The sequence below is a fragment of the Zobellia russellii genome (genome assembly GCF_044597075.1).
In the GTDB taxonomy this organism is placed as follows: Bacteria; Bacteroidota; Bacteroidia; order Flavobacteriales; family Flavobacteriaceae; genus Zobellia; species Zobellia russellii.
In genome coordinates this window covers 2,475,981-2,500,523 of sequence record NZ_CP139000.1, presented here as the reverse complement: position 1 = coordinate 2,500,523, position 24,543 = coordinate 2,475,981, and the positions used below count along the sequence as shown (strand labels likewise).

Sequence of the window (24,543 nt, the reverse complement as noted above, 5' to 3'; positions counted from 1 at the left end):
ATGAAAAATATAATTATTGTATACATAGTGATTATGGTTTGTCTTTGTTCAAGCAAAACTACGAGTTGTGTGTATGGCCAAGTAGAGGGGTCAAAGCCTAATATTATCTTCATTCTTGCAGATGATTTGGGATACGGAGATCTAGGGTGTTACGGTCAAGAAACGATAGTAACACCAAATATTGATCGTATGGCTTCTCAAGGATTACGTTTTACCCAACATTATGCAGGTGCTACGGTATGTGCACCATCTAGAAATAGTCTCATGACTGGTCAGCATATGGGTAATACAACAATAAAATCTATGGAAAAGCCTATAAAAGATGATGATCTTACCGTAGCCGAGGTACTTAAGAATGCAGGTTATCGAACAGGAGTAGTAGGGAAATGGGGTTTGGGCAATGTAGGTACAACTGGCTATGCTAATGCGCAAGGATTTGACTACTCGTTTGGATACTATGATCAGATTAGGGCACATAACTACTATCCGGACTATCTTATGGAGAATGGCCAAAAGTTCCCTTTACAAAATAAGGTGATTTATGTTTCAGATAGTACCAATTACGCTGTAGGTATTGGTAATGCCGCTGTAGAAAAGAAAGAGTATTCTAATGATTTATTTACTCAAAAGGCTTTGGATTTTATAAAAAAGGATGCGGATACCCCCTTTTTTCTATACCTCGCTTACACCATACCCCATGCGAACAATGAGAGTTTTTTAATTGATGAGCACGGTATGGAAGTACCGGATTTTGGAATTTACGATAAAGAACCATGGCCATCAGAAAAAAAAGCTGGAGCAGCAATGATAACCAGGTTGGATACTTACGTGGGACAAATATTGAATTTCTTGAAGAAAAATAATCTTGAAGAGAATACACTTGTTGTTTTCACTTCCGATAATGGACCGCACCAAGAGGGCGGTTGGCGATTGAATTTTTTTGACAGTAATGGGCAACTAAGGGGGATGAAAAGAGATTTGTACGAAGGTGGCATTAGAGTGCCGTTTATAGCACGGTGGCCAGGAAAGATCAAGGCGGGAGAAACGGGGCAGGAAACAACTTTTTGGGATTTTTTGCCAACTGCATGTGAACTGTCAGGGCAGGAGATACCCATGTCAACGGATGGAATATCATATTTGCCTACTTTGTTGGGTGATGTTGACCAACAAAAACAACATCCTTTTTTGTATTGGGAGTTTAAGACAAGTATTTCAAGACATGCAGTTCGTTCAGGAAGTTATAAACTGGTAACTATCCAAGATTCTAAGACTGATTCAACTAGTATTGAGTTGTATAATCTTGATAATGACGTATCGGAAACAAAAAATATAGCTGATGAAAATCCTGCAGTTGTGAAAAATTTAGAAGCTGTAATAAATAGGTTTTGATAGAATTTTAAAATAAAGTTGATATAAATATGAGTGTACGCTATAGAAAGGCAGATTTGGTCAAACAGAGAATATATGCTTCCACATTGTTTGTAATGTTTTGTGTATTTGGAATACTATTAAATGGTTGTGGAGAAAAACCCGAAAAGCATATAGCCCAAAAAGAAACTATAGCATTATCTGCTTCTAACGAGCAAGAACTGAAGAATATCTATTCGCATTTAAATGAAAATTTCAAGCATTTAAGCAATAAGGTCATACAGCCAGCAGAAGGCTATTTAGAGTATCCATACCTGATACCGGCCGGATTCTATAAACAAATGTGGGATTGGGATGGGTTTTTTATGGGTAATTATTTTGTTAGTAAAGATAAACCTGAATATCTAAAGTTTTGGGCGTTGAATTTAATAAAGGGAATTGATGAAGAGGGTTATGTGTCCGGCTGCGCAACAATAAATGGACCTCGCCCTATATTTGGGAAGTTTGCAATGAAACCTTTTTTGTCTCAAGGAGTCTTTCTGGCCTCTAAAAAGTTGAATAACTTTGAATGGGTAAAACCTCACTATAATCAGATTAAAAGGGTTTTGGAGTATAGAGAGAAAACACAGAGAGATAGTGTTACCGGTTTGTTTTTCTGGGATATAGCCATGCAGAGTGGAGCGGACAATAACCCGGCGCTTAATTATTTCATAGAAGATAAACGTTCTTTTTTGGCTCCGGATGCAAGCACATGGCAATACAAAGAATATTTGGCTCAGTCTGCAATAGCAAAAAAGCTAGGGATTAAGGAAGACGCTATTTTGTATGAACAAAAAGCTGCAGAACTAAAGATGGCCATTAATAAAATCCTATGGTCAGAAGACGATTCAATTTTTTATACGGTAGATAGAGAAACAGGTGATTTCTATAAAAGGGTTACGTTTTCCTCTTTTTTGCCATTGGTGGCCAACATTGTTTCAAAACCCAACGCGAGCAAAATGATAGAGACTTATTTGTTAAATGAGAATCATATGAAGGCGAAGTATGGCTTTAGAACTCTTTCTGCACAAGACCCTGATTATAACAACAAGAATATTATTGTACCCTTTTCAAACTGGCAAGGACCTGTATGGCCTATAGCCAATTATATCTATTCAATAGGATTAAAAAATTATGGATATGACCATGAGGTGGCTTGGTTGGCACAAACGGTGGGCAATTTGTTATTGACCGATATTAAAAAGTACAAAACAACCCATGAAAACTATAATGCGGATACTGGCCAACCATTAGCTCCAAGTGATGACCATGTTGATGAAGACGGAAATATTGTGGGTTTTATTAGTTGGAATTTATGTATTGAAAATGTACTTGATGGGGTGGTAAATAATAATTGGATGTTACTGGAAATAAAATAATTCAATATAGATAATATAGTTAGGATGAATAATAATTTAGTGACCTTGGTTTTTCTGCTCGTTGTTCAATTTCAGTTTGCTCAATTTTCTCAACATTGGACAATAGAAAATAAGAATGAGATTAAGTTAAATCTTTCCGAGGGAAAAAATATACCGTATGACGATAATATTGAAATGTCTGGTAAACGTGTATCGGCCATAGTTTCCTATAGTATAGATAAGGAAAAACAGTTGTCGGTTTCAAGGCAGGTATTTTTTCCTCAACTAAGGACATTTATTAAAACCAATGACCCGGATTGGAAGCATTACCGGGCTTATTTATCCCATACTTTTTCTGATGATATTTTACCTACATTAATATTGAAAGAAAAAATTTATACACCAGGCGCGGTCAGAAATGTTAGAATTAACGGAACACTGGTAATAGAGCATGAGCCCGAACAGGGAGTAGCTTTGGTTCGCACATTTTTTCCATCAACGAATCAACGTCTATTCGTTGAACAATGGGAGCTTGTTAATACTACTGATTCAACGGTGCATTTTGTTGGGAGGAACACCGAAAACACTCGTTACTTAAGAGGGGTGAAGGGAGAATATGAAATAAATGGCACAAGCAATCTCACAGAGAATATCAGTATAGCTGGAGGGGAATCCTATCTATTTTCAGTATATGTATCCGCAAGGATGAATGACGAACCAAAATTGACTATTCACAAGGATGAATATTATCAGCAGCGTATAAATTTTTTGAATAAAATGAAAAGCTCGTTGCAGCTTGTAACACCAGATTCAACTTTAAATACATTATTTGAATTTTCTAAAATTCGTGCTTCTGAGAGCATATTCGAATCAAAATTAGGCATGGTTCATTCTCCGGGAGGTGGGCGTTACTATGTTGGTTTTTGGGCTAACGATCAAGCAGAATACGTAAATCCTTTTTTTCCGTATCTAGGTTATGATTTGGGCAATCGGGCGGCAATGAATATGTACAACCTGTATACGAAGGAAATTAATCCGGAGTATCAAAATATAAGATATTCATTTGAAATGGAAGGTGATGCCCCTATCAGTACTTTGGACCGTGGTGATGCGGCAATGATAGCCTATGGTGCCGCACAGTTTGCCTTGGCATCAGGAGATAAAGAGGGTGCTCGAAAGCTGTGGCCTTTAATAGAATGGTGCTTGGAGTATAATAGGAGAAACCTAAATGAAAATGGCGTGGTAGTTTCAGAGTCCGATGAAATGGAAGGAAGGATTGAAACGGGTAATGCTAATTTATCTACATCTAGTTTATATTATGGAGCGTTAAATCTAGCCGTTGACCTCGGGCTTTCATTAGGAAAATCTAATAGTAAAATCCGTGAATATAAAAAGGCTGCGGTTAAATTAAGAAAGAACATTGAATCTTATTTTGGGGAAACTATTGATGGTCTGAAAACTTACAAATATTACAAAGAGCATGAAAACCTAAGACATTGGATTTGTCTTCCGTTGGTTGTGCAAATTTTTGACAGAAAAGAAGGAACTATAGAAGCTCTATTTGAAAAGTTATGGACGGATAATGGAGTTCATGTAGAGAAAAACGAGAAAAACTTAGAAATATCCAAAGTCTTTTGGGATAGAGGAACATTATACGCACTCAGAGGAACTTTTCTTGCAGGGGCTACTGATCAATCACTGAAAAAATTGAAAGAGTTTTCGGAAAAACGCTTATTAGGAGACAGAGTGCCTTATGTAGTGGAGGCCTTTCCAGAGGGAAATATGGCGCACCTATCAGCGGAGAGCGGTTTGTATTGTCGTGTTTTTACTGAAGGTATGTTCGGTATTGTACCTATAGGTCTAAAAAGTTTTAGATTAACTCCTAGATTACCTAGTACATGGGATAAGATGGAACTAAATCATATAAAAGCTTTTAAGGCTGATTTTCATATTAAAGTTCTTAGAGAGGGGAAAAAGATTCGCGTTAGAGTAGTTGGAAATGACGGACATATCTTTAAGAGTTCCTTAATACAGGAGGGTGATTCCTTAGAAGTATCCTTAAATAAAATTTAACCTTGCTATGTTGAAAAAGGATTTTGTAAATAATGGATTTACTTTTTTAGAAGAGCTGTTGCCTATTGACGAAGTTTTTGATATAAGAAAACTGTACGATAAGCTTTTAGAAAATAAGAAGCTTACTGCCGGTTTACGAAGTGATTTGTCAGGCCATACCGTACAGGACGAGTCTATTGAGAAAATCACACAAATTATGCTTCCCAGCCGTATTGAACCGCAACTTTTGGAAAAACAAGCCTATAAAAGGGCCTTAGTATTAGCAAAAAGTTTGTTAGGCGACGATATGGCTTTGGATTTTGACATGCTTATAAACAAGGCACCCTTTACAAATACAGAAACACCTTGGCACCAAGATGCGGCGTACTGGATAGATTTACCGGACAAAAGATCTGTAAGTTGTTGGATTGCATTAGATGACGTATATGAAGAAAATGGATGTATGTGGTTTGTTCCTAGATATGACAATCATTTATTCAAACATACTCATAGTAAAGAGGGTGGGGCGCTATCTATAGCTATAAGGCCTAAAAATGGTAAACCTGTTCCCTTAAAAGCAGGAGGGTGCACATTTCATGATGGTTTTACCCTTCACTTTAGCAAAGGCAATAGCACCAAAGGCCCACGGCGAGCTTTAATTTTAAATTTTAGGCCTCAAGAAATGATACAGTTAGAACGTGAGCAAGGTGTAGATCATACAGGGGAAAGAAAGTTTAGAGAATCTAAATAATTAGAATTAGCAATAATATCATTATAGAAAAATAGTATTTACTAAGTCCCCGTTCCCCATATATTTTCTTTAGCCTAAACCAGTAGACAGTGAAAATGGGATAGGGTTTAATAAATAATATAAGCAGAATCTTTTCGTGGAAAGTTTCGGGGGAGGCTTTTTATGGATTTACTTAACTCGTAACGTGCTATTTTTGGTATACCCTAGCATAGTCAACTATCATTTTCTGAGGAAAGATACTGTCATCAATGCCTTTTAATCCTCCCCAACTACCACCAACTGCCAAGTTCAATTTTAAATGGAAAGGCTGGTCAAAAGGCCATTCGGCATCCGTTTTTTGCAGGTTTTCAAACTCGTGGTACGCAGTGCCGTCTAATAGGAACACAATTTTTTCGGGAGTCCATTCAATGGAATACTCATGGAAATCGTCATAAGGGTTTTCAATAAAAACAGATTTGCCTACTTCGGTTTTTTTGATGTGGTTGAAAGCTTCGGTGTGTACCGTACCGAAAATCGAATCGCTTTGATAGCCAACGTGCTCCATGATGTCTATTTCACCGCATTGGGGCCAACCTACCTCTTTCCAGTTTTTGCCCAGCATCCAAATGGCCGGCCATGTTCCGGTGCCCTTGGGTAATTTGGCCCTAACGCTCACTTTGCCATATTTCCATTCGTTCAGGTCTTTGGTGGTTATGCTGGCCGAGGTATATTTTCCATACTCCTCCTTTTTCATCCAGTTGTCGGCTTCTCCGGAAACGAATGCCTCGTTTTCCACCTTTTCCTTATGGGCTTCTATAATAAGAAAGCCGTCCTCAACTCGAATGTTTTTTGGATTATCAGTATAGTACTGTGCTTCGTTATTTCTGATAAAACCTATTTCATAGGCCCAGTTAGCAGGATTTGGTTCGCCCTTACCATCAAATTCATCGGCCCATACCAATGCATAGCCTGCTGGTGATTCGTCTTCCGCCTCGGTATCGTGGGTTTTCTTGTTGTTGTCATTACAGCTGCCAAGGGTAATAAGGCCTGTAAAAATAAGAGGTATCAGCTGTTTTGAAATTAGGGACTTTTGCATGGGGTCTTAGTTATGTATACAAGATAAGAAACTTCGGGAAAAGGTAATGATTGTAACTAGGTTGGTTAGGGAAGATATCTTTTTTTAGGGTCGTGCTGTTTTTTTAAGTAAGAGCTCGGGTTCATTTGTGGTGATAAAATCAAAATCGTTTTTCAAGAACCATTCCATGTCTTCCTCTTCATTTACGGTCCAAGCATTTAGGGCTATTTTATTCTTTTTGGCACTTATGATCCATTCGGGATGGTTTTTAAACACGGATAAGTAATAATCGGCCCCATCGATACCGTCACGCTTCAATATTTCTGGAGATTTGCTACCGTCTAGATACTGTGTATGTACTTCAGGATTCAGTTCTTCCAATCGCTTTAAAATATCGTAACTAAAGCTTATATACACCACCATATGTTGTGCGTTGAGTTCGTTTATCATATTATAGACTTTCTCAGCGATTATAAGCCCCCTTTCCTTATCTTTAGACGGTTTGATCTCACACACAAGGCGGGTTTTTGTATTGTTTTCAAGGCCGGTCAAAATGTACTGCCTTAGGGTGGGCAATATCTCTCCGTTCTTCAATGGAAATTTGCTTAGGTCTTCATAGGAGCTTTCTTCAATTTCCAGGTTTGCGTAATCTGGGTCATGGGTAATTATCAAAGAATCGTTTGCTGTCATACGTACATCAAATTCGGTACCTGCATATTGCATTCGGATGGCTTCCTTTAGGGAAGCTATGGAGTTTTCCGGTAAATTTTTAGCCTTCCATGCTCCTCTGTGGGCCACTACTTTGTTTTGTGAAAAATCCACGGTCTTTTTTGTGGTTGAACACGAACCCACTAGAATCATTGTCATTAATAGAACAACACATCTCATACTTTGCATTTTAAACATTAATATTTGGGCAAAGGCCTTAAGACCTATGCCCAAATTACTCAACTCAATTAATAATTATTTGGGGGAACGTTTAATTATATCCGTCGTTTTGTGGGTAACCGGGGCCTAGTAAATCAAGGTCGATTTGTGCTATGGGAAAATTGATGTAGTAAGGCTTCCAGTTTGTGCGTGGGTCTTTTTCTCCCAAGTTAGCGGGAAAGTATTCGCCATCACCTGCATAGTTCGTGATTTGCCTATTAATGACCTCTTGCCCCATTCTTTTTAAGGTAAACCATCTTTCTCCTTCAAAAGCAAGTTCACGGGCGCGTTCGTCCAATATGATCTGCTCATTTACAGTGCTCAAAGGAGCGGCTCCAGCCCTTGTTCTTACCGCGTTTATATAGGGTAGGGGGTCTCCACTAGAGCGCATTATGGCCTCTGCCGCTATCAAGTAGGTTTCGGCCAACCTGTATACCATTATATTGCTTCTTTGAAGGTAGGAATTGGGGTTGTCGTCTTCTTCTGCAAATTTTATACAAGAGGGGTGAAGCCTTTGGTAATACGAAGTATAGGTGTCACTAGGGTTGTTCAAATCTGTAATAGGCTTATAGATTTTTATTTCTTGGTTTATGCTATCTCCAGAGGTGTAATAATATTTTAACCTAAAGTAAGTATCATCATCCCGGGTATCATTGGGGTCTTCGGCAAGAAGGTCCAGCAAATATTTGTTAGGAAGAATTCTTGAGAATCCTCTGCCTGATTGTGCTATATTGGCTTCTATTCCAGAAATCTGAAAATACTGGGTAACATAGTTGGCATTGATCATGGTATTGTCACCACCGCCCAATAAATCGTCTTGAGACTGTATTACGAATAAGGCCTCTGCGTGGTTTTTATCTCCGGAAAAGACTTCCTCTGTTGTAGACACGAGGCTATGGGGCCCTTCTTCTATAAGGGAAACGGCTTGGTATTTGGCTTCGTCCCAATTACCTTCCCACATGGCTACTTTAGCTTTTAAATGCTTTGCTGTACCCTTTGTTACGCGACCAAAGGTATCGTTCCATTCCAAATTCTCTACGGCGAAATCCAAATCGCTGTTCAGCAATGCAAAAATCTCTTCTTTCGATGACTTGTCATTGATAACGTCAAAAGCATTGTCTACTGTAACCGTATTGGTAGTGACATAGATATTGTTGAACATGCGATATAGATAGAAATAAGAGTTTGACCTAAAAAACTTGGCCTCGGCCAAAACTTGGTTTCTTACCTCCTCATCAATATCTTCTAAGCCCTCAGCCGCATTAATAATCTCCGTGGCCTTATTGGCAATGTTGTAAAAGTGTTTCCAGAATAAAGAAGATACAAAGTTGGCACCTTGGTCTACGGGGGAAACACCTCTTTCATACCTTCCCATTAATCCGGTATAGCCAGTTCTACTAAAGGCAAGATCACTTCGTGAAGACATTAACACGCCGCCCATAAAATCTTCGGTACTGTTGTCATATCTATCCCTATTGAACTTGTATAGGCTTACTACTCCAGATTTTAAACCATCTTCGGTAGTGTATATGTAATCCGAATCAATCAAGGTACTTGGTTGCTCCTCTAGATAGTCATCACACGATACAGCTATTATGACAAAGCTTAGTAGGGCAAATATCTTCTTTAATTTTAGGTATAGTTTTTCGGTATTCATAATTCTTTATTTTTTTAAAATTTAACCCTTACACCAAAAGTGAAACTTCTTGCATCTGGATAGCCGGTGTCGGCATTAGAAAAGGTACTTCTAATATTCACTTCGGGACTATAGCCTATATAGTCAGTATCGGTAAATAGGTTTGTTCCAGTAACATAAAATCTAATCTGTTCTAAACTTAGATCTGAGGTTATAGCATCAGGTAATGTGTAGCCTAAACTAACAGTTCTTAATCTCACGTAAGACGCATCTTTTACTGCCAAGGCATTTAAATAAAGAGGAGTACTATCAAAATCAGGTCTAGGAAACGATGTGGAAGGATTTTCGGGAGTATAATAATCTACTTTAACACCATTAAGCTTTCCAGAAAGCGTTCCGCCGTTATTGAAATCGGATAAAAAAGGATTCACTTTAGCTGTACCTTCAACCGCATAGAAATCTACGAACAGGTCAAAGCCTTTGTACGCTAAGGAAGTGGACAATGAACCGAACCAGTCGGGGTTAGGGCTTTTAAAGACCCGGTCTTCGGGGGTTATTTTTCCGTCCGGTATTCCGGTTTCGACGCCATTTTCATCTACGCCATTGGTATCTTTTATTTTGATGTCACCAGCTCTTAAATTTTCTTGTGGAAGCGCCGACTCTGGGTTAGCCTGTGGGGCGTTGGCAAAATCTTCACCTTCTTGCCAAATGCCGTCAAATTCATACTGGTAAATTACGCCAACCGGCTGGCCCACGTAGTACCCATAGGTGTCATCTTCAGTGATGGGGTTACCGTTGCCATCATTATAAAGTTCCAACAACTTGTTTTTATTCTTTGACCAATTGGTTGAAACCGACCATTTAAAATTATCCGTATTGATAATATTGGCCGTTAGATTTAATTCTACACCGGTATTTTGTAGTTCTCCGGCATTAAAAAAGGTGTATTGGTAACCTGTGATGGAGGGTACTCCCCGCCTAAGTAACAGGTCGGTTGTTCGAGCATCGTAATAATCGACGTTACCTGTTAAGACTCTATTGAACAAAGAAAAATCAAGCCCCAAGTTCAGGGTCGTTATCCGTTCAAATTTCAAATCGGTGTTAGGGAGAATAACTGATGGCGAGTATCCTGAGAAGGATTCCCTGTCAAAAGTATAGTTTTGGCCATCCGCGGTAAATAAGGAGGTATAGGCACGGCCAAGATCATTAACCAAAGAACCGTAACTAGCCCTGAATTTTAGCTCTTGAATGGCATTGACATCCCTTAAAAAGTTTTCGTTATGCAGTTTCCAAGCAGCGGAAGCGGCCGGGTTAAAGCTCCATTTGTTGTCTTGCGAGTTTACCGAAGCTCCATCGGCCCTAGCGGTTGCAGTGAGCAGATACTTATTATTAAGGTTGTATCTGGCCCTGGCCATAAAGGAAGCCAGCCTTTGCTGGTTTTTGTCACGTTCTACTGTAACGTTCCCCACGGCGTTAGATATACCGTCATAGCCCAAACTTTCATTTGAAAAACCTTGCCCCTCGGTAAAAGTTCTACTGTATTTGTTTTCTTGGGAAGATTGAACCAGGGTTAGGTTAAGCTTGTTGTTCTCGTTAAAGGCCTTATCATAGGTCAATATGTTTTCTATTAAGTAAGACTCTGTCAAACGGTTGTCTATTCGGGCGATACCATTGACATCGTCGCCAGCGGAACTTAGTGAAGATTGGTATTGTCCTCTCTCCGAAGTTCTTCTGGTAAGGTTGGTCTTTAATTGATACTGTAGGTCTTTAGTGATTTGCCAAATGGGGGTGACGTTGATTACATAGTCGTTCCCTTTTTCATCATTGTCTTGTTCCCGTAGGTTCCAGATGGGGTTTACGGCAGATAATTCCTCACCGCTTGGAAACTGGGTGAGGTTGCCATCTTCGTCATAAGCTCTGCCCAGTGGGGAAGTAGTAATTACGTTCACGTTAGCGGCTCTTTCAGTATCATCGTTCAAAATGTTTAAGTCAAAATTCACTGAAAACTTGTTGCTAATTTTTTGATCGACGTTTAATCGTAACGTTTTTCTTGTATAACTTGAAGTTGGAATAATACCTTCTTCCTTAAAGTAATTTATACTACCAAAAACCTTTGTAAATTCTGAACCGCCACTAACGCTCACGGCATGACTGTTAACATAACCGTTCTTTACCAATTCATCTTCCCAATCAATGAATTCGTTAATGGCTATAGAGGCCAATTCTAGTTCGGAAAAAATATCCTCTTCATTGGGGTAGGAGCCATCAGCAATGTTAGATCGGGCGGCTTCCCTTCTTAATTGGGCAAACTCTTGTCCGTTGTAGACGTCAAAATTACGCTCTATTGTTTTTGAGCTTACAAAACCATGATAGTTTACGCTTACTTTTCCGGTTTTACCTCGCTTAGTAGTAATTAAAACAACACCATTGGCCCCTCTTGAGCCGTAAATGGCCTGTGCAGAAGCATCTTTTAAGAATTCAACGGACTCAATATCATCTGAGTCTATATCTTCAATTCCTCCGTCCCTAATGATGCCATCAACAACGTAAATGGCACTAACACTACCTTCAATGGAACCTTGTCCTCTAAAGATGATATCGGAAGTGCCACCTGGTCTTAGGGTTCCGCCTCCTACATTTACTTGAAGTCCGGCTATTCTACCTCTAAGCATTTCGTTTACATCAGAAGTAGGGGTTAATAGGGCTTTTTCAACATCGGTTACGGCAACTGCATTGACAACGTCACTTTTATTTTGCGTACCGTACCCAACTACAATAACTTCTTCCAGTTGGCTGGAATCTTCCTGTAATGTAATTGTTATAGAGCCTTTTGAAATGGGTACTTCCGTAGTAGCGTATCCAATGTAGGATGCAATCAGGGTAGTGGCTTCTTGGGGTGCGTTCAAAGAGAAATTACCGTCAAAATCGGTAGATGTGCCCTGGGTGGTTCCTTTGGCAACGATGGAAGCCCCCGCTAAGGGAATTCCATTCTGGTCAAGAACTGACCCAGTTATTTTTTGCTGGTCTTGCGAATATAGGACCATAGCAGAAAATACATTGAGCCAAAGCCACAGTAGCTTTTTTCTGGGATTAAATAGTTTGATAATCATAGAATGTTGGTTTTGTTCAAGATTAAAAGTTGAAATTTTAGCTAGTTATATATTTATGTAAACAAGAACATTGAGTTCTGCTGTTACCAATGTATAGAGATTTACCTTTTGAAAAGCGAAATACGGCACTACAAAAACATACATATAAAAACGAACTTGTATTGCACTTGAGAAGTCCTACTGTTTATGGTGTTCGTGGCGATTTATATGTTTGGGTAATTAAGAGAAAAAAGGGTTTAAAAGAAAGGAGTTTGGTAATTTGTAGGGGTAATGTAGAGGTGAAATTTTGTTTGTTTTAACTTTTAAATGGATAAAATATAGTCTGTAAGCTTCGTTTCTCTATTTAAATTGAGTTTTTTTCGCAGCCTAGAACGTCGTACTTCTACACTTTTAACGGAAATATTAAGAAGCGGTGCTATTTCCTTAGATGAAAGGTTTAATCGTAAATAAGCACAGAACTTTAGGTCATTGGAAGATAAGTTAGAATGCAGTTCTTTTGCCCTTGTCAAAAAATCCCTATCCGTACTATTAAAGGCTTCCATAAAAATTTTCCGGTCTTTTGAACTGTTCAGATTTTTATCTATTAGTTTTATTACCGGATGTGTCTTATTAAATAGATCGTTACTTTTTTTAAGTTCTTTTTTAACCCTTCTTAGTAATTCGTTTCTTTTTACTAAACTCATGGTGGAAATGGCCAGTTCTCTGTTCTTGCTTTCTATTTCTTGGTTAAGTTTTTCATTGGTAAGTCGTGTCATTTCCTGTTCGCTTTTGATGTACTTCAACTGCAATTCTCGTTGACTTTCGAGCATATTTTTTTTATTCTGTCTACGATAGTAGGTCTTATATGACTTGTGGACTATGAAACCAAGGCCAAATATGAGCAAGGCGTATGCCAACAGGGCTAAGTTGGAGAGGTAAAGTGGCCGGGCGATAACAAAATTGTATTGTACCGTATTAAGTGAAGCATGGTTTCCTATTTTTGATCGGACCCTAAATTCATAATCTCCAAAAGGCAATTTTTCAAAGGTTACTGATGGTTTTGGACTCCATTCGCTCCACGAATCATCCAGTCCTTCTAATCTATATTGGTAGCTAACATTGGTGTACTTACCGTATTGAGGAACGCTATAATGAAAATCAAGTGTTGATTCCTTGTAAGAAAATTGGCCTTTTTTAAGTATAGAGACATACTTGGTCTCCTTTTCACTTTTCGTAACACTAACTTTGTCTAACATTAATTGATGGGGCTTGTTTGGAACCTTATCAAGGTCTATTAATAAGTACCCATTTGTTTTGCCTATTAGGTATTTGTTGTTGTCTATTTGGGAGATATTTTCAAAGCTAAGAGTCATTTTTCTCCAATTATTTCCAATGGGAATGGAATTGAAGTCTACCATATTGTTCAACGGACCTTTTTGGGTATAGCCAATATGGGTCTGTTTAAAACTCCATAGCCGTTCTCTTTGATCAAACACTAATTTTCCTGATAGGTATTCCCCATCTGAAATGAGTGGGTTTAAAATAGAGTCTTTTATAAATTTATTTGTGTGTGGCTGAAGCTTGAAAATTCCGTTTTGATTTGTGTAGAGCAAATCATTATTAACCTTTACTATTCCAGAAGCTTTACTTTTTTCAACGTCAGGAAGCAAGGTGACAGAATCAAAAGACAATAAGTCGTTGTTCAGTATTAAGCGATAGATTCCTTTAGTTTCGTGATTGACCCATATTTCATGTGTATCAAGAATTTCAACAAAACGCGATGAAATTTCAAATCCTTCAATTTTGTGATCTAGTTTCCATGAGCCTTTATCTTTTTCCAATATGGCCAAGCCTGAATAATGACCAATGAGAAGTTTGTGGGGCCTGTTGGGTATGGGCTTAAAGTTCCAGACGCCATCAATATGGGCAACCAATGATGCCATATTCCCAGTAATGCTAAAGACACCATTATTGTGTCCGCATAGCAGCTGGTCGTTTTCGGAATAAAGAGACCAAACTTGGCCTTCTGTCCCTTTTATAAATTTCAGACTTTCATCAGAACCTAAATTTTTATAGAATAGCCCTTGATTGGTGCCGATATATAATTTTTCATTGTGGGTGATGGAGGCGTAAGTCGTACCAAAAGTGCCATCTCGGTCATTGTACTCTCTTATGTAAGACTGCCTGTTGATACAATCTAGGCCATTATCCAAGGCTGCCCAGACATTGGCGTCGGCATCTTCAAACAAATTGAGTACGGTGTTATTGCTTAAACCATTTTTTTGATTGATTACCCCTGTAATTTGTCCATCAGCGGACATTGAAATAATGCCTTTTGAGATGGTGCCCAGCATAAAACTTTTGTCCTTTAACTGAATACCTCTAAATACGCGGGCATTTTGAAGCAGGGTATCGGCGGGAATGCTCCATTTTTTAAGAGTGCGGTCTTCTATTTTGTACAGCCCTTTGGTACGTGTTAATACTACTAGTCCGTTATTTACGGAGAACATGTTAAGTAGAAATTTTACGTTGAGGTTTTCCGGTATGGTCGCAATCAATTTTTCTGTTCCGTTTTCAAGATTGAAAATTCTTCCGTCGTATTTCTGAAGGTAAATTTTCTGACCAACCTTGAATATTCTGTAGTTGTTTTCTTTGTCCGTAGAAAAGTTTAGTTGCTTTGAATCGGTATCGTAGAAATAAAGGCGGTCATATGACTGAAAAATCACGTATTTATCGAGTCCCTCAATATTCCATATGATTTCGTCTTCAAAGAGTTTTTCTTTTATAGACTCGGAGATAGAGTGGTAGTCCATTGCCCCTTTATTGTTTTTGGTCCAGTAACCGAACTCCATATAACTGCCCGAATAAACTTTGTCCTTATAGGAAGATAATGAGCGAATTGCAGTATTGTTAAACGAAGGATATAGAGTCCATCTAGAGCCGTTATACTCTAACAATCCTTCATTGTTGGCCACGTAAATATAACCCTGAAGGTTCTGGGTTACGTCCCAATTCTGGTTTTCCGCTCCGTATTCCGAAGCTGAAAATTTAACGATTGGTGGGGTTTCTTGAGCGTGCAAAAACTGTAGCCCAAAAAGCAGTGCTATGGCAAGTTTATAGAGGCAAAAAAAACAATGGTTATTGGAGGTATGCATGTTTCTTGATGGTATAACCTATAAACAGTTCAGGCAAATTTACGAATATGTAATTTGCAGACATTCTTTACTATAGGCTAATATAGTTCTTTTATAGGGGGTCAATCTTTTAGGGTATACAGAATTTTGAAAGTTTGAATAAGGGATACGTTTTTAAAATATAGAAACTGATGTCTTACTACCGTTTCCTGTAAACCTTCAAACCGCACAAATAACCAAATGCCCTGTCTGCACATCGTAGAAGGGTAATCTCCCAGCCGGATATATTAGGAGCTAGTATCAATATTTACTAAGCGCTTCTACCAAGCATCCAAAATTAGAATTCCGTTTATGTTCGGACATAAAAAAAGCCCCGTAAAGAGGCTTATATGAATCTGTTTTTTTGTCTTGTCAATGGTTTGTGCAACGGTCACTTTTGTTGTAAACAGTTATTTTTCAAATAATTTCATTAATTCAGACCTACTGATTTTTTTTAATTTCAATTTGATAGGTTGCTTCTTTTCTGTCGATAATTTCTCTGCGAAAAGTTGTTCGCCTTTAATACCCACTACAACAATAGAAGTCTTTGGAACAATTGGAATTCTTTTTAAAGTTATATGGTCCTTTTTGTTAGGTACAAAGCTTGCAAAAGAATTATAATCTTCATAAACAAAATAAATTATAATACCATCTATCTCTTTTGGATTGTTAATTTCAAAATCCATTTTAGACGGGTTTTCCACATATCTGTCTATGTTTAACCAGCCTAAGTTGTTTATAGAAACGGAATTGCCCACCGATTCTTTAATTCTATCGTACGCTCCGTATTTTGCTTGATATATACTATCTTGTTTACGCCACAGTTGCTGATAATGTGGTAAAGAATCCATTGTGACTTCACGAGGCATATCTATACCGTATTCTTGATTATAATACATAACAGTGAAGAAACTTTTAGTTTCAGACCATGAGATTTGTCCAATAGAGTCAATTTTGCCAGTAAATATTTTGTCTTGTCCAGAAAACTCCAGAGGAAATCGTATGCTAATGTTATTGTTGTCTTTTAGGTTAATTTTTTGTCCATTCTTTTTGAATTCCAAAAATACAACACCTAAAGATTCAAGCAACTCACTGTCGCCTGTCAAAGTTCGGATATTACTTTTTATTAAATCTGAAAGCTCGTAGTACTCTCTTAATTCCAATGTGATTTTGTCGGTCGAATCAACATTAAAGTAATCCCGATTGTAATAAATTATAGTCCCTTTTTTTCCAACTACCTCCTTCCATCCAATAGTGTCTAGGCCGAAGAATTGACTTTTGAGTCCATCATTATTTTGGAATGGGTTAAATTTTTTATTTACAGTATCTTTTTCCTCAACACAATTGGTTAAAAGAAGTAGTCCAAATACTAAAATTCCCAGTTTCTTCATAACTGTTTACAACGGTTGAGCTATGAACAGTACGGGTGCAAACTGGCGTTTGCTTTCCACAACGCACATAGCGAAATCTTTTTGTTTTGATTTATTTTTTATTGTCCAGAGCAAAATCCAAAAGATTTTGCGGACTTCATAAAAATACACAAACCTTTCGATTAAGCCCGAAGCCCGTATTGTTTATAGGTTTTGTTGTGTGCAGTATTTTATAGTTTCCATTCATAATTATCCTCTTCACTAAGTATTTTGAATACTTGGTAGCCAAATTCAGACAAGTAAATTAAAAGTTGGTTACAGGTCTTATAATCAAATTTTAGTTTAATCAGTTCCTCTTCCAATTTATTCAAAGGTAGTAAGTGTTCAAAAAGTCCCTGATAGTATTTGTCTTTGGGGATTTTTGATGAGTTAAGAATACCTTGAGAATGTGTAATTGCATGTCTAATTTCCGAAAATATCTTAAAGGTTTCGCTAAATTTAAAGTTGTTATTGTTTTGCTTTGAATACTCTTTTAGTCTTTTTCCTCCTGCTTTTTTTATTAGTTTGAAAATATCATTGCCTCCTTTTAAAAACTCTCTACTATACTCTTTATTTGTGGGTAAAGAATCTTTAAAATTTTGGTCAGATTGTATTTTTATATTGATAAAGTCTTTTAGTAGTGTTTCAAATGCTTCGTAACATTGGGCATAAGCAAATCCAAATTCTCGTGAGAGTACTTTTTCGATTTCTGTTGAATAATTTTCTTTATATGTTGATTTTTGGATGCCAGTATGAAAATTTAATTTCCAACCATTGTCGGTTGGTCCAGTCCAGTCGCCTATAACTAACGATGTCCCTGAAAAATAGCTCGCGCCCTCAGCTGTATATTTCTCAGCATCTTTAAGAAGTACTTTATTCAGTCGATTTGTGGTGTGCTTGAAATCGGTTATTGTTTCAAAGAAATTATTTAGGTGAATTTTATATGGATTAGTCATTTTAGTCCCTCTTCCGCGGCATATTTGTAATCCAGCAATCGTTGCGCTACCATTTCATTACGCTCTTCGTTAGCAGTTAAACCCATAGAATCAGTTTCAATCGTAGTTAAATGACGAATAATTTTTATTAAGTCCTCTTTCAAAACGTATTTGAGTATTGTCATTGTGTAGGAACTATATTCAGCCCTTGCACAGGGTTCGTCAGATACTCCAATTGGGTCCCATACATAATATAATACCTCGTCAATTCTTTTTTCTAATTCCCGTAATTTTCCTTTGTCGGTCATTTGGTTTGGGGCATATTGTACACAACAATTGTATAAAGCAACTAGTTGCTATACGTCTATTTTAACGGTAATTTACTCAAATCTTGGATACTGCCAATGTATATAGGAAAATAAGAAATTATTATACGTATAATATATCTTTACAAACGCTTAGTAGGTGGTGTTTTTTTTGTTCGCATAGCGTAATAAAAAAAAGAAATACAAGGCATAAAAAAAGGCCTCTGAAAAATCAGAAGCCTTTTTACTTAGTAGCGGGGACTGGACTCGAACCAGCGACCTTCGGGTTATGAGCCCGACGAGCTACCTACTGCTCTACCCCGCGATATGGGTTTTTATCTCACTTGTCTTGCAACTTCAGGTCATTACGCTGACGAGATAAGGGTGCGCTACTATTTGTAACGGGCTGCAAATATACAACTGTTTTTTACTTAAAACCAAACTTAGAGCAGAATCTTTTCTTGCATACCCTAAAAAATCTCCAAATTCCATACCTTCGGGACTAGCAAGCCTACGTATGGATACAATTAACGATTTTATTTCTGCAGCGCTACCCTTTACGGAGTGGCCCATGTTTCTTTTACTTATTGGAGGTGGACTTTTTCTGGTCTTCTATTCTAAATTTTTACCCTACAGGTACTTTGGTCACGCCATTGCCATAACGGCAGGTAAATATGATAATGATAAGTCCGAAGGAGATGTAAGTTCCTTTCAGGCCCTATCGGCCGCTGTTGCTGCAACAGTTGGTTTGGGAAACATTTCCGGGGTAGCCATTGCCATTCATGACGGTGGTCCGGGTGTAGTGTTTTGGATATGGGTTACCGCCCTTATCGGTATGTGTATCAAATTTTATTCCTGTAGTCTGGCCATTATGTTCCGTAGTACGGACTCCGATGGTAAATTGCAAGGTGGTCCCATGTATTATATTACACAAGGTTTGGGACCAAAAGCAAAGCCATTGGCATTATTTTTTGCGGTCTGTGGTCTATTCGGGTTTTTAGGTGTTTTTACGGCAAACCAGTTTACGGAAACTTTTATGAGCGTTGTGGAGCCCAATGAAACCATAGCCAATTTTGGCGATTTTAATTGGCAGTTGGGTATTGGGGTGGTTCTGGCTGTAGTAACATCGTTCGTCATTTTTGGAGGGCTCACCAAGATAGCCAAAGTAGCATCGGCCATAGTTCCATTTATGGTATTAGTTTATCTAGTAGCGGTAGTTGTGGTTATGGTTTTGAACGCTTCGCAGATAATACCTTCCTTAAAGTTGATAATCACGGAAGCCTGGAATTTTAAGACCGTTGTAACCGGAGGATTCTGGGGTCTGGTTATTATTGGGGTTCGTAGGGCTATGTTTTCCAATGAGGCAGGTTTGGGTAGTGCGCCTATGTACCATGGTCAGTCTAAAACGGATAATCCTATTAAAGAAGGATTGGTTGCTATGCTCGGCCCTTTTATAGATACTATTTTGGTGTGTACCTTTACCGCCGTTGTTATCATTTTAAGTGGAGCTTATTTGGAGGATGGAAGCGGAATTGTAATGACCCTTTCGGCATTTGAGACTACACTGTTCGGTTATGGCGATGTTTTGCTCATGATAATTGTTACGGCATTCGCCTTTTCTACCTTGTTTACGTATTCGTACTATGGTGTAAAATGTCTTTCTTTCTTGACCAATGCAAAAATCGGCAAGTTTTATAACTGGTATTTTGTACTTATGATTGTATTTGCGGCCGTAGCTTCTCTGGATTTGGTAAAGAACCTTATAGATCTTTCCTACGCTTTAATGGTCATACCCAATATGATTGCCGTACTTTTGCTGGCACCAAAGGTGAACAAAGAGGCAAGAAAATATTTTCAGAGGTTAAAAGGTGAGCACGGATAATTTTGAACATGAGTTTTTTGGTATCGGTATCCAAAACGGAAAAACACCGGAAAATCTAGGGGTGTTGTGGCGAACGGCACAAAATCTAGGGGCCAGTTATATCTTCACGATTGGTAATAGATATGCCAAACAGGCAAGTGATACGCACCATGCGGTGAAGGCCATGCCTTATTTTCATTATGAAACGTTTGAAGCATTCTATGAAAATTTGCCCAAGGGTGCTATGCTGGTAGGCGTGGAAATGAAGGAAAATGCGGTAGACTTGGAAACTTTTGAACACCCAAGACGATGCGTATATTTGCTGGGTGCTGAGGACCACGGACTTTCCAATCAAGCTTGTGAAAAGTCGCACCATTTGGTTCGTTTTAAATCGGTAAAAAGCCTCAATGTGGCCGTAGCCGGAAGTATTGTTATGTATGATAGGAATCTATCAAAACCGCAAATGCGTTAAAAGATAAAGTATGGGAAATCATAAATCCGGATTTGTAAATATTATAGGTAATCCCAATGTGGGGAAATCTACTTTAATGAATGCCTTTGTAGGCGAGAAACTATCTATAATTACCTCCAAGGCGCAGACCACAAGGCACCGTATTCTGGGTATTGTTAATGGCGATGATTTTCAGGTGATACTTTCGGATACGCCGGGAATTATTAAACCGGCCTACGAACTGCAATCTTCCATGATGAATTTTGTAAAATCTGCTTTTGAGGATGCAGATGTACTTCTGTACATGGTAGAGATTGGCGAAAAGGCATTAAAGGACGAAGCTTTCTTTGAGAAAATAAAGAACAGTAAGATTCCCGTTTTACTTTTATTGAATAAGGTAGATACCGCAACGCAAGAGTTGTTGGAGGAGCAGGTGCAGTACTGGCAAGAAATGCTTCCAACGGTAGAGTTGCATCCTATTTCGGCCTTGTCCAACTTCAATATTAAAAATATTTTTGAACGTATAATCGAATTGCTTCCAGAGGCGCCCGCTTATTATCCAAAAGACCAATTGACGGATAAGCCCGAGCGGTTTTTTGTTAACGAGAATATCAGGGAGAAAATCTTGATGTACTATAAAAAGGAAATTCCTTATTCCGTAGAAATAGAGACCGAAGAGTTTTTTGAAGATGAGGATATCATTAGAATGCGCGCGGTAATTATGGTAGAGCGCGACTCTCAAAAGGGTATTATAATCGGTCATAAAGGTGCTGCCCTAAAAAGGGTAGGGGTAGAATCACGTAAAGACCTTGAGCAGTTTTTTGGCAAGCAGGTACATTTGGAGTTGTACGTAAAAGTCAATAAAAATTGGCGTAGTGATGCCCGTCAGCTAAAACGTTTCGGTTACAATAACTAAAACTTCTTAACCATTTGGTAGCGTTCTTTTAAACATTGGTTGTTTTTTAGCTAACCTTAAAGTGATTCTGAAATTTCATCTTTGGCGATTAATAACCAAACTTGAAGATGAAAAATTTTAGAAGTATTTCACTTGCCCTAGTGGCACTTACAGCTTTTTCCTGTGAGAAATTAGAAGACTATGTTGGTCACCCGGATGAGGAACCAATCGTAAACACATCAGAACTTACTTTTACAAAGATTGGAGGATTCGTAAATGGCTCCGGTGATGAGGGCTTCGCCGAGATTAGTGCGTATGATTCCAAAACCGGTAAGTTATTCGTGGTAAACCCTGTAGAGACCGAGGTTTCTGTTTGGGATATTTCCGAACCTACAATTCCATCTAAACAATCTTCTATTTCCTTAAGCGGAACACCTAATAGCGTTGCGGTTCACGGTGGTCTTTTGGCCATAGCCGTAGAGAACAGCAACAAACAGGCAGATGGCACTATAGAGGTATACGAAACAGAGACTATGACTTTGGCAAATTCCTATCCTGTTGGTGCATTGCCGGATATGGTTACATTTAGTCCTAATGGTAAGTATATTGTTTCCGCTAACGAAGGGGAGCCAAATGATGATTATACCGTTGATCCGGAAGGCTCTATTTCGGTAATAGATGTAGAAAACGGTAAGGTAAATACATTGGCTTTTACGAGCTACAACGGTCAGTCTATAGGCAATGACTTTAGGGTTTTTGGTCCCGATGCTACAGTTGCCCAAGATATTGAACCGGAATATGTTGCTGTTTCCGATGATAGTAAATATGCCTATGTTAGTTTACAGGAAAACAATGGTATGGCCGTGGTGGATCTGACCACAATGACCTTGACCGATGTTTTTGGTTTGGGTGTAAAGGACCACTCACTTCCTGAAAATGCTTTGGATGCAAGTAACAAAGATGATATTGTTGGAAACTTTAAAACATGGCCGGTTCTAGGGTTTTATATGCCCGATGCTATCACTTATGCCAAAATTGGAGGTGCAGGTTACATCATTTCTGCTAACGAAGGAGATTCCCGTGATTACGATGGCTATTCAGAAGAGGAAAGAGTAAAGGACCTGGAATTGGACGCAACGGTTTTTCCAAATGCAGAGCAACTTCAAGCTGATGAAAATTTAGGTAGATTAAAGACTACAACGGCCAATGGCGATACAGATGGCGATGGCGATTTTGATAAAATCTATTCTTACGGTGCACGATCGTTCACGATTTGGAGCCCTCAAGGCCAAATGGTTTATGATAGTGGTGATGATATAGGAAGAAGAACTTTGGAAATTGCACCTGCATTGTTCAATAATGATGAAGGTGAAGCAGATGATAGAAGTGATGACAAGGGTGCGGAACCTGAGTCTGTTACTACTCTTAAAATTGGTGAATCTACATTGTTGTTCGTAGGCTTGGAAAGAACCGGTGGTGCTATGGTGTACGATATTAGCCAGCCTTCGGCTCCTGAGTTTTTAAAGTGGATTTTCGATACACAAGACGTTGCTCCAGAGGGACTTTTGGTAATTCCTTCCGATGACTCGCCTAACGGTGAAAACCTTTTGGTAATAACCAACGAAGTATCAAATACCGTTTCTATTTACGAGATAAAATAGTAGGTTTCAACAGACTATAAAGACAGAATCCCCTAATTTCATTTTGAGATTTGGGGATTCTCTTTTTAATTTACTTACGATTAGTGGTTTAGAATTGCGATTCCATCGGGATTAATACTATTTTTGCAGCAAATTTAAGGAAGTATGAGTGCTATTGTAGCCGTTGTAGGGAGACCAAATGTAGGGAAATCCACGTTTTTTAACCGTTTGATTCAAAGAAGGGAAGCTATTGTTGATGCCGTAAGTGGCGTTACCCGTGACCGTCATTATGGAAAAAGTGATTGGAACGGAAAAGAGTTTTCATTAATAGATACAGGTGGCTACGTACAGGGTAGCGACGATATTTTTGAGCAGGAAATAGATAAGCAGGTAGAACTTGCCATTGATGAGGCCGATGCCATAATTTTTATGGTAGATGTTGAAAGTGGTATTACGGGCATGGATGAAGATGTAGCCAATTTGCTCCGTAGGGTTAAAAAGCCCGTATTTCTTGCTGTGAACAAAGTAGATAATGCCAAACGTGCGGAAGATGCAGTAGAGTTCTATGCGTTAGGTTTAGGTGATTATTATACGCTGTCCAGCATTAACGGTAGCGGTACGGGAGATTTGTTGGATGCTTTGGTAGAAGTGCTTCCTGAAAGTGAAAAAGAAGAAAGTGAGTTGCCAAGGTTTGCCGTTGTTGGAAGACCTAATGCCGGTAAATCATCGTTCATAAACGCTTTGATCGGTGAAGATAGGTACATTGTAACCGATATTGCCGGTACTACAAGGGATAGTAGCGATACAAAATACAACCGTTTTGGTTTTGACTTTAATATAATTGATACTGCAGGTATCAGAAGAAAGGCCAAGGTAAAGGAAGATTTGGAATTTTATTCCGTAATGCGCTCCGTTCGTGCTATTGAACATTGCGATGTTTGCTTGTTAATGTTTGATGCCACACGTGGTTTTGATGGTCAGGTGGAAAATATTTTCTGGTTGGCACAGCGAAATAACAAAGGTATTGTGGTCTTAGTGAATAAATGGGACTTGGTAGAAGATAAGGAAACTAATACCATGAAGGAATATACCCAGCGTATTAAACAGGCCATGGAACCTTTTGTAGATGTGCCGATCATCTTTATTTCGGCATTGACCAAGCAACGTATTTATAAGGCTATTGAGACGGCCGTAGATGTGTATAAAAATCGTTCCAAGAAAATTAAGACACGTCAGCTTAATGACGTATTGTTGCCTATAATTGAACGCACACCACCACCTGCTTACAAGGATAAGTATGTAAAAATCAAGTACATTACACAGTTGCCAACAAACTACCCTCAGTTTGCGTTCTTTTGTAACCTCCCTCAATATGTTCGGGAACCTTACAAGCGTTTCTTGGAGAATAAATTGCGGGAAAACTTTGATTTTAACGGTGTTCCCATTACTATTTATATGAGAAAGAAATAGGTGTAGACATTTAATTATCCTCCTTTAGAGACTTATATAATCCCCATAAACAATTTGGTTGGTCTAAATGGTTTGTGGGGATTTTGTATATAGAGACTAAATATTTTTCCAGCTCAGAATTGTAAATTGA

The 24,543-nt window shown here is 38.4% G+C and carries 17 protein-coding genes and 1 tRNA gene; 9 read left to right on the top strand and 9 right to left on the bottom strand.

The window, feature by feature from the left end; translation table 11 throughout:
- From SJY45_RS10170 to SJY45_RS10155, 4 genes are read left to right on the top strand one after another with little or no spacing between them, the layout of a single operon-like run.
- A complete protein-coding gene (locus SJY45_RS10170; RefSeq protein WP_400070481.1) occupies nt 1-1,389 on the top strand; it encodes an arylsulfatase in 1,389 nt (462 codons plus the stop codon).
- A gap of 29 nt (nt 1,390-1,418) precedes the next feature.
- The gene (locus SJY45_RS10165; protein ID WP_400070480.1) at nt 1,419-2,786 is read left to right on the top strand and encodes an MGH1-like glycoside hydrolase domain-containing protein; all 1,368 of its coding nucleotides are present in this window, start codon (nt 1,419-1,421) and stop codon (nt 2,784-2,786) included.
- 24 nt (nt 2,787-2,810) lie between these two features.
- Entirely contained in the window at nt 2,811-4,838 is a 2,028-nt protein-coding gene (locus SJY45_RS10160; protein ID WP_400070479.1) for a six-hairpin glycosidase-like protein, read from the top strand.
- A gap of 7 nt (nt 4,839-4,845) precedes the next feature.
- On the top strand, nt 4,846-5,568 hold the full coding sequence (locus tag SJY45_RS10155) for a phytanoyl-CoA dioxygenase family protein (protein ID WP_400070477.1): 723 nt from the start codon (nt 4,846-4,848) through the stop codon (nt 5,566-5,568).
- Nucleotides 5,569-5,755: 187 nt separating this feature from the next.
- Here the strand turns inward: SJY45_RS10155 and SJY45_RS10150 are convergent, their stop codons facing one another.
- The 9 genes from SJY45_RS10150 to SJY45_RS10110 form a co-directional block, all read right to left on the bottom strand.
- The gene (locus tag SJY45_RS10150) at nt 5,756-6,643 is read right to left on the bottom strand and encodes a family 16 glycosylhydrolase (protein ID WP_400070475.1); all 888 of its coding nucleotides are present in this window, start codon (nt 6,641-6,643) and stop codon (nt 5,756-5,758) included.
- Between the two features lie 84 nt (nt 6,644-6,727).
- A complete protein-coding gene (locus tag SJY45_RS10145; RefSeq protein ID WP_400070473.1) occupies nt 6,728-7,510 on the bottom strand; it encodes a glycerophosphodiester phosphodiesterase in 783 nt (260 codons plus the stop codon).
- 91 nt (nt 7,511-7,601) lie between these two features.
- The gene (locus SJY45_RS10140; protein ID WP_400070471.1) at nt 7,602-9,206 is read right to left on the bottom strand and encodes a RagB/SusD family nutrient uptake outer membrane protein; all 1,605 of its coding nucleotides are present in this window, start codon (nt 9,204-9,206) and stop codon (nt 7,602-7,604) included.
- Between the two features lie 14 nt (nt 9,207-9,220).
- Nucleotides 9,221-12,295: a SusC/RagA family TonB-linked outer membrane protein gene (locus SJY45_RS10135; RefSeq protein ID WP_400070469.1), complete on the bottom strand. Its 3,075-nt coding sequence runs from the start codon at nt 12,293-12,295 to the stop codon at nt 9,221-9,223.
- A gap of 302 nt (nt 12,296-12,597) precedes the next feature.
- Nucleotides 12,598-15,429 carry a triple tyrosine motif-containing protein gene (locus SJY45_RS10130; protein WP_400070467.1) on the bottom strand — a complete coding sequence of 944 codons (2,832 nt, stop codon included), beginning with the start codon at nt 15,427-15,429 and terminating at the stop codon, nt 12,598-12,600.
- Nucleotides 15,430-15,857: 428 nt separating this feature from the next.
- Nucleotides 15,858-16,838: a hypothetical protein gene (locus SJY45_RS10125; protein ID WP_400070465.1), complete on the bottom strand. Its 981-nt coding sequence runs from the start codon at nt 16,836-16,838 to the stop codon at nt 15,858-15,860.
- 209 nt (nt 16,839-17,047) lie between these two features.
- Nucleotides 17,048-17,812: a hypothetical protein gene (locus tag SJY45_RS10120; RefSeq protein WP_400070463.1), complete on the bottom strand. Its 765-nt coding sequence runs from the start codon at nt 17,810-17,812 to the stop codon at nt 17,048-17,050.
- A complete protein-coding gene (locus SJY45_RS10115) occupies nt 17,809-18,099 on the bottom strand; it encodes a hypothetical protein (protein ID WP_400070461.1) in 291 nt (96 codons plus the stop codon). Before SJY45_RS10115 ends, SJY45_RS10120 begins: the two co-directional genes overlap by 4 nt.
- A gap of 249 nt (nt 18,100-18,348) precedes the next feature.
- Nucleotides 18,349-18,421 (bottom strand) — tRNA-Met (locus SJY45_RS10110).
- Nucleotides 18,422-18,613: 192 nt separating this feature from the next.
- Here SJY45_RS10110 and SJY45_RS10105 point away from each other — a divergent pair.
- From SJY45_RS10105 to der, 5 genes are all read left to right on the top strand, one after another.
- Nucleotides 18,614-19,978: a sodium:alanine symporter family protein gene (locus SJY45_RS10105; protein ID WP_215438123.1), complete on the top strand. Its 1,365-nt coding sequence runs from the start codon at nt 18,614-18,616 to the stop codon at nt 19,976-19,978.
- Entirely contained in the window at nt 19,965-20,429 is a 465-nt protein-coding gene (locus SJY45_RS10100; RefSeq protein WP_400070459.1) for an RNA methyltransferase, read from the top strand. Before SJY45_RS10105 ends, SJY45_RS10100 begins: the two co-directional genes overlap by 14 nt.
- A gap of 10 nt (nt 20,430-20,439) precedes the next feature.
- Nucleotides 20,440-21,324, top strand: coding sequence for a GTPase Era (gene era, locus SJY45_RS10095; protein WP_289042288.1), 885 nt, complete (start codon nt 20,440-20,442; stop codon nt 21,322-21,324).
- A 107-nt stretch (nt 21,325-21,431) separates the two neighbouring features.
- Nucleotides 21,432-22,964 carry a choice-of-anchor I family protein gene (locus SJY45_RS10090; protein WP_400070456.1) on the top strand — a complete coding sequence of 511 codons (1,533 nt, stop codon included), beginning with the start codon at nt 21,432-21,434 and terminating at the stop codon, nt 22,962-22,964.
- Nucleotides 22,965-23,108: 144 nt separating this feature from the next.
- Nucleotides 23,109-24,413 (top strand): ribosome biogenesis GTPase Der, encoded by a 1,305-nt coding sequence (gene der, locus SJY45_RS10085; protein ID WP_215438127.1) that lies wholly within the window; start codon nt 23,109-23,111, stop codon nt 24,411-24,413.
- Nucleotides 24,414-24,543 lie beyond the last annotated feature (130 nt).

Bases quoted from the DNA above. Each gene is read 5' to 3' on its own strand.
- SJY45_RS10170 (WP_400070481.1), top strand. From the start codon at position 1: ATGAAAAATATAATTATTGTATACATAGTGATTATGGTTTGTCTTTGT.
- SJY45_RS10165 (WP_400070480.1), top strand. From the start codon at position 1,419: ATGAGTGTACGCTATAGAAAGGCAGATTTGGTCAAACAGAGAATATAT.
- SJY45_RS10160 (WP_400070479.1), top strand. From the start codon at position 2,811: ATGAATAATAATTTAGTGACCTTGGTTTTTCTGCTCGTTGTTCAATTT.
- SJY45_RS10155 (WP_400070477.1), top strand. From the start codon at position 4,846: ATGTTGAAAAAGGATTTTGTAAATAATGGATTTACTTTTTTAGAAGAG.
- SJY45_RS10150 (WP_400070475.1), bottom strand. From the start codon at position 6,643: ATGCAAAAGTCCCTAATTTCAAAACAGCTGATACCTCTTATTTTTACA.
- SJY45_RS10145 (WP_400070473.1), bottom strand. From the start codon at position 7,510: ATGAGATGTGTTGTTCTATTAATGACAATGATTCTAGTGGGTTCGTGT.
- SJY45_RS10140 (WP_400070471.1), bottom strand. From the start codon at position 9,206: ATGAATACCGAAAAACTATACCTAAAATTAAAGAAGATATTTGCCCTA.
- SJY45_RS10135 (WP_400070469.1), bottom strand. From the start codon at position 12,295: ATGATTATCAAACTATTTAATCCCAGAAAAAAGCTACTGTGGCTTTGG.
- SJY45_RS10130 (WP_400070467.1), bottom strand. From the start codon at position 15,429: ATGCATACCTCCAATAACCATTGTTTTTTTTGCCTCTATAAACTTGCC.
- SJY45_RS10125 (WP_400070465.1), bottom strand. From the start codon at position 16,838: ATGAAGAAACTGGGAATTTTAGTATTTGGACTACTTCTTTTAACCAAT.
- SJY45_RS10120 (WP_400070463.1), bottom strand. From the start codon at position 17,812: ATGACTAATCCATATAAAATTCACCTAAATAATTTCTTTGAAACAATA.
- SJY45_RS10115 (WP_400070461.1), bottom strand. From the start codon at position 18,099: ATGACCGACAAAGGAAAATTACGGGAATTAGAAAAAAGAATTGACGAG.
- SJY45_RS10105 (WP_215438123.1), top strand. From the start codon at position 18,614: ATGGATACAATTAACGATTTTATTTCTGCAGCGCTACCCTTTACGGAG.
- era (WP_289042288.1), top strand. From the start codon at position 20,440: ATGGGAAATCATAAATCCGGATTTGTAAATATTATAGGTAATCCCAAT.
- SJY45_RS10090 (WP_400070456.1), top strand. From the start codon at position 21,432: ATGAAAAATTTTAGAAGTATTTCACTTGCCCTAGTGGCACTTACAGCT.
- der (WP_215438127.1), top strand. From the start codon at position 23,109: ATGAGTGCTATTGTAGCCGTTGTAGGGAGACCAAATGTAGGGAAATCC.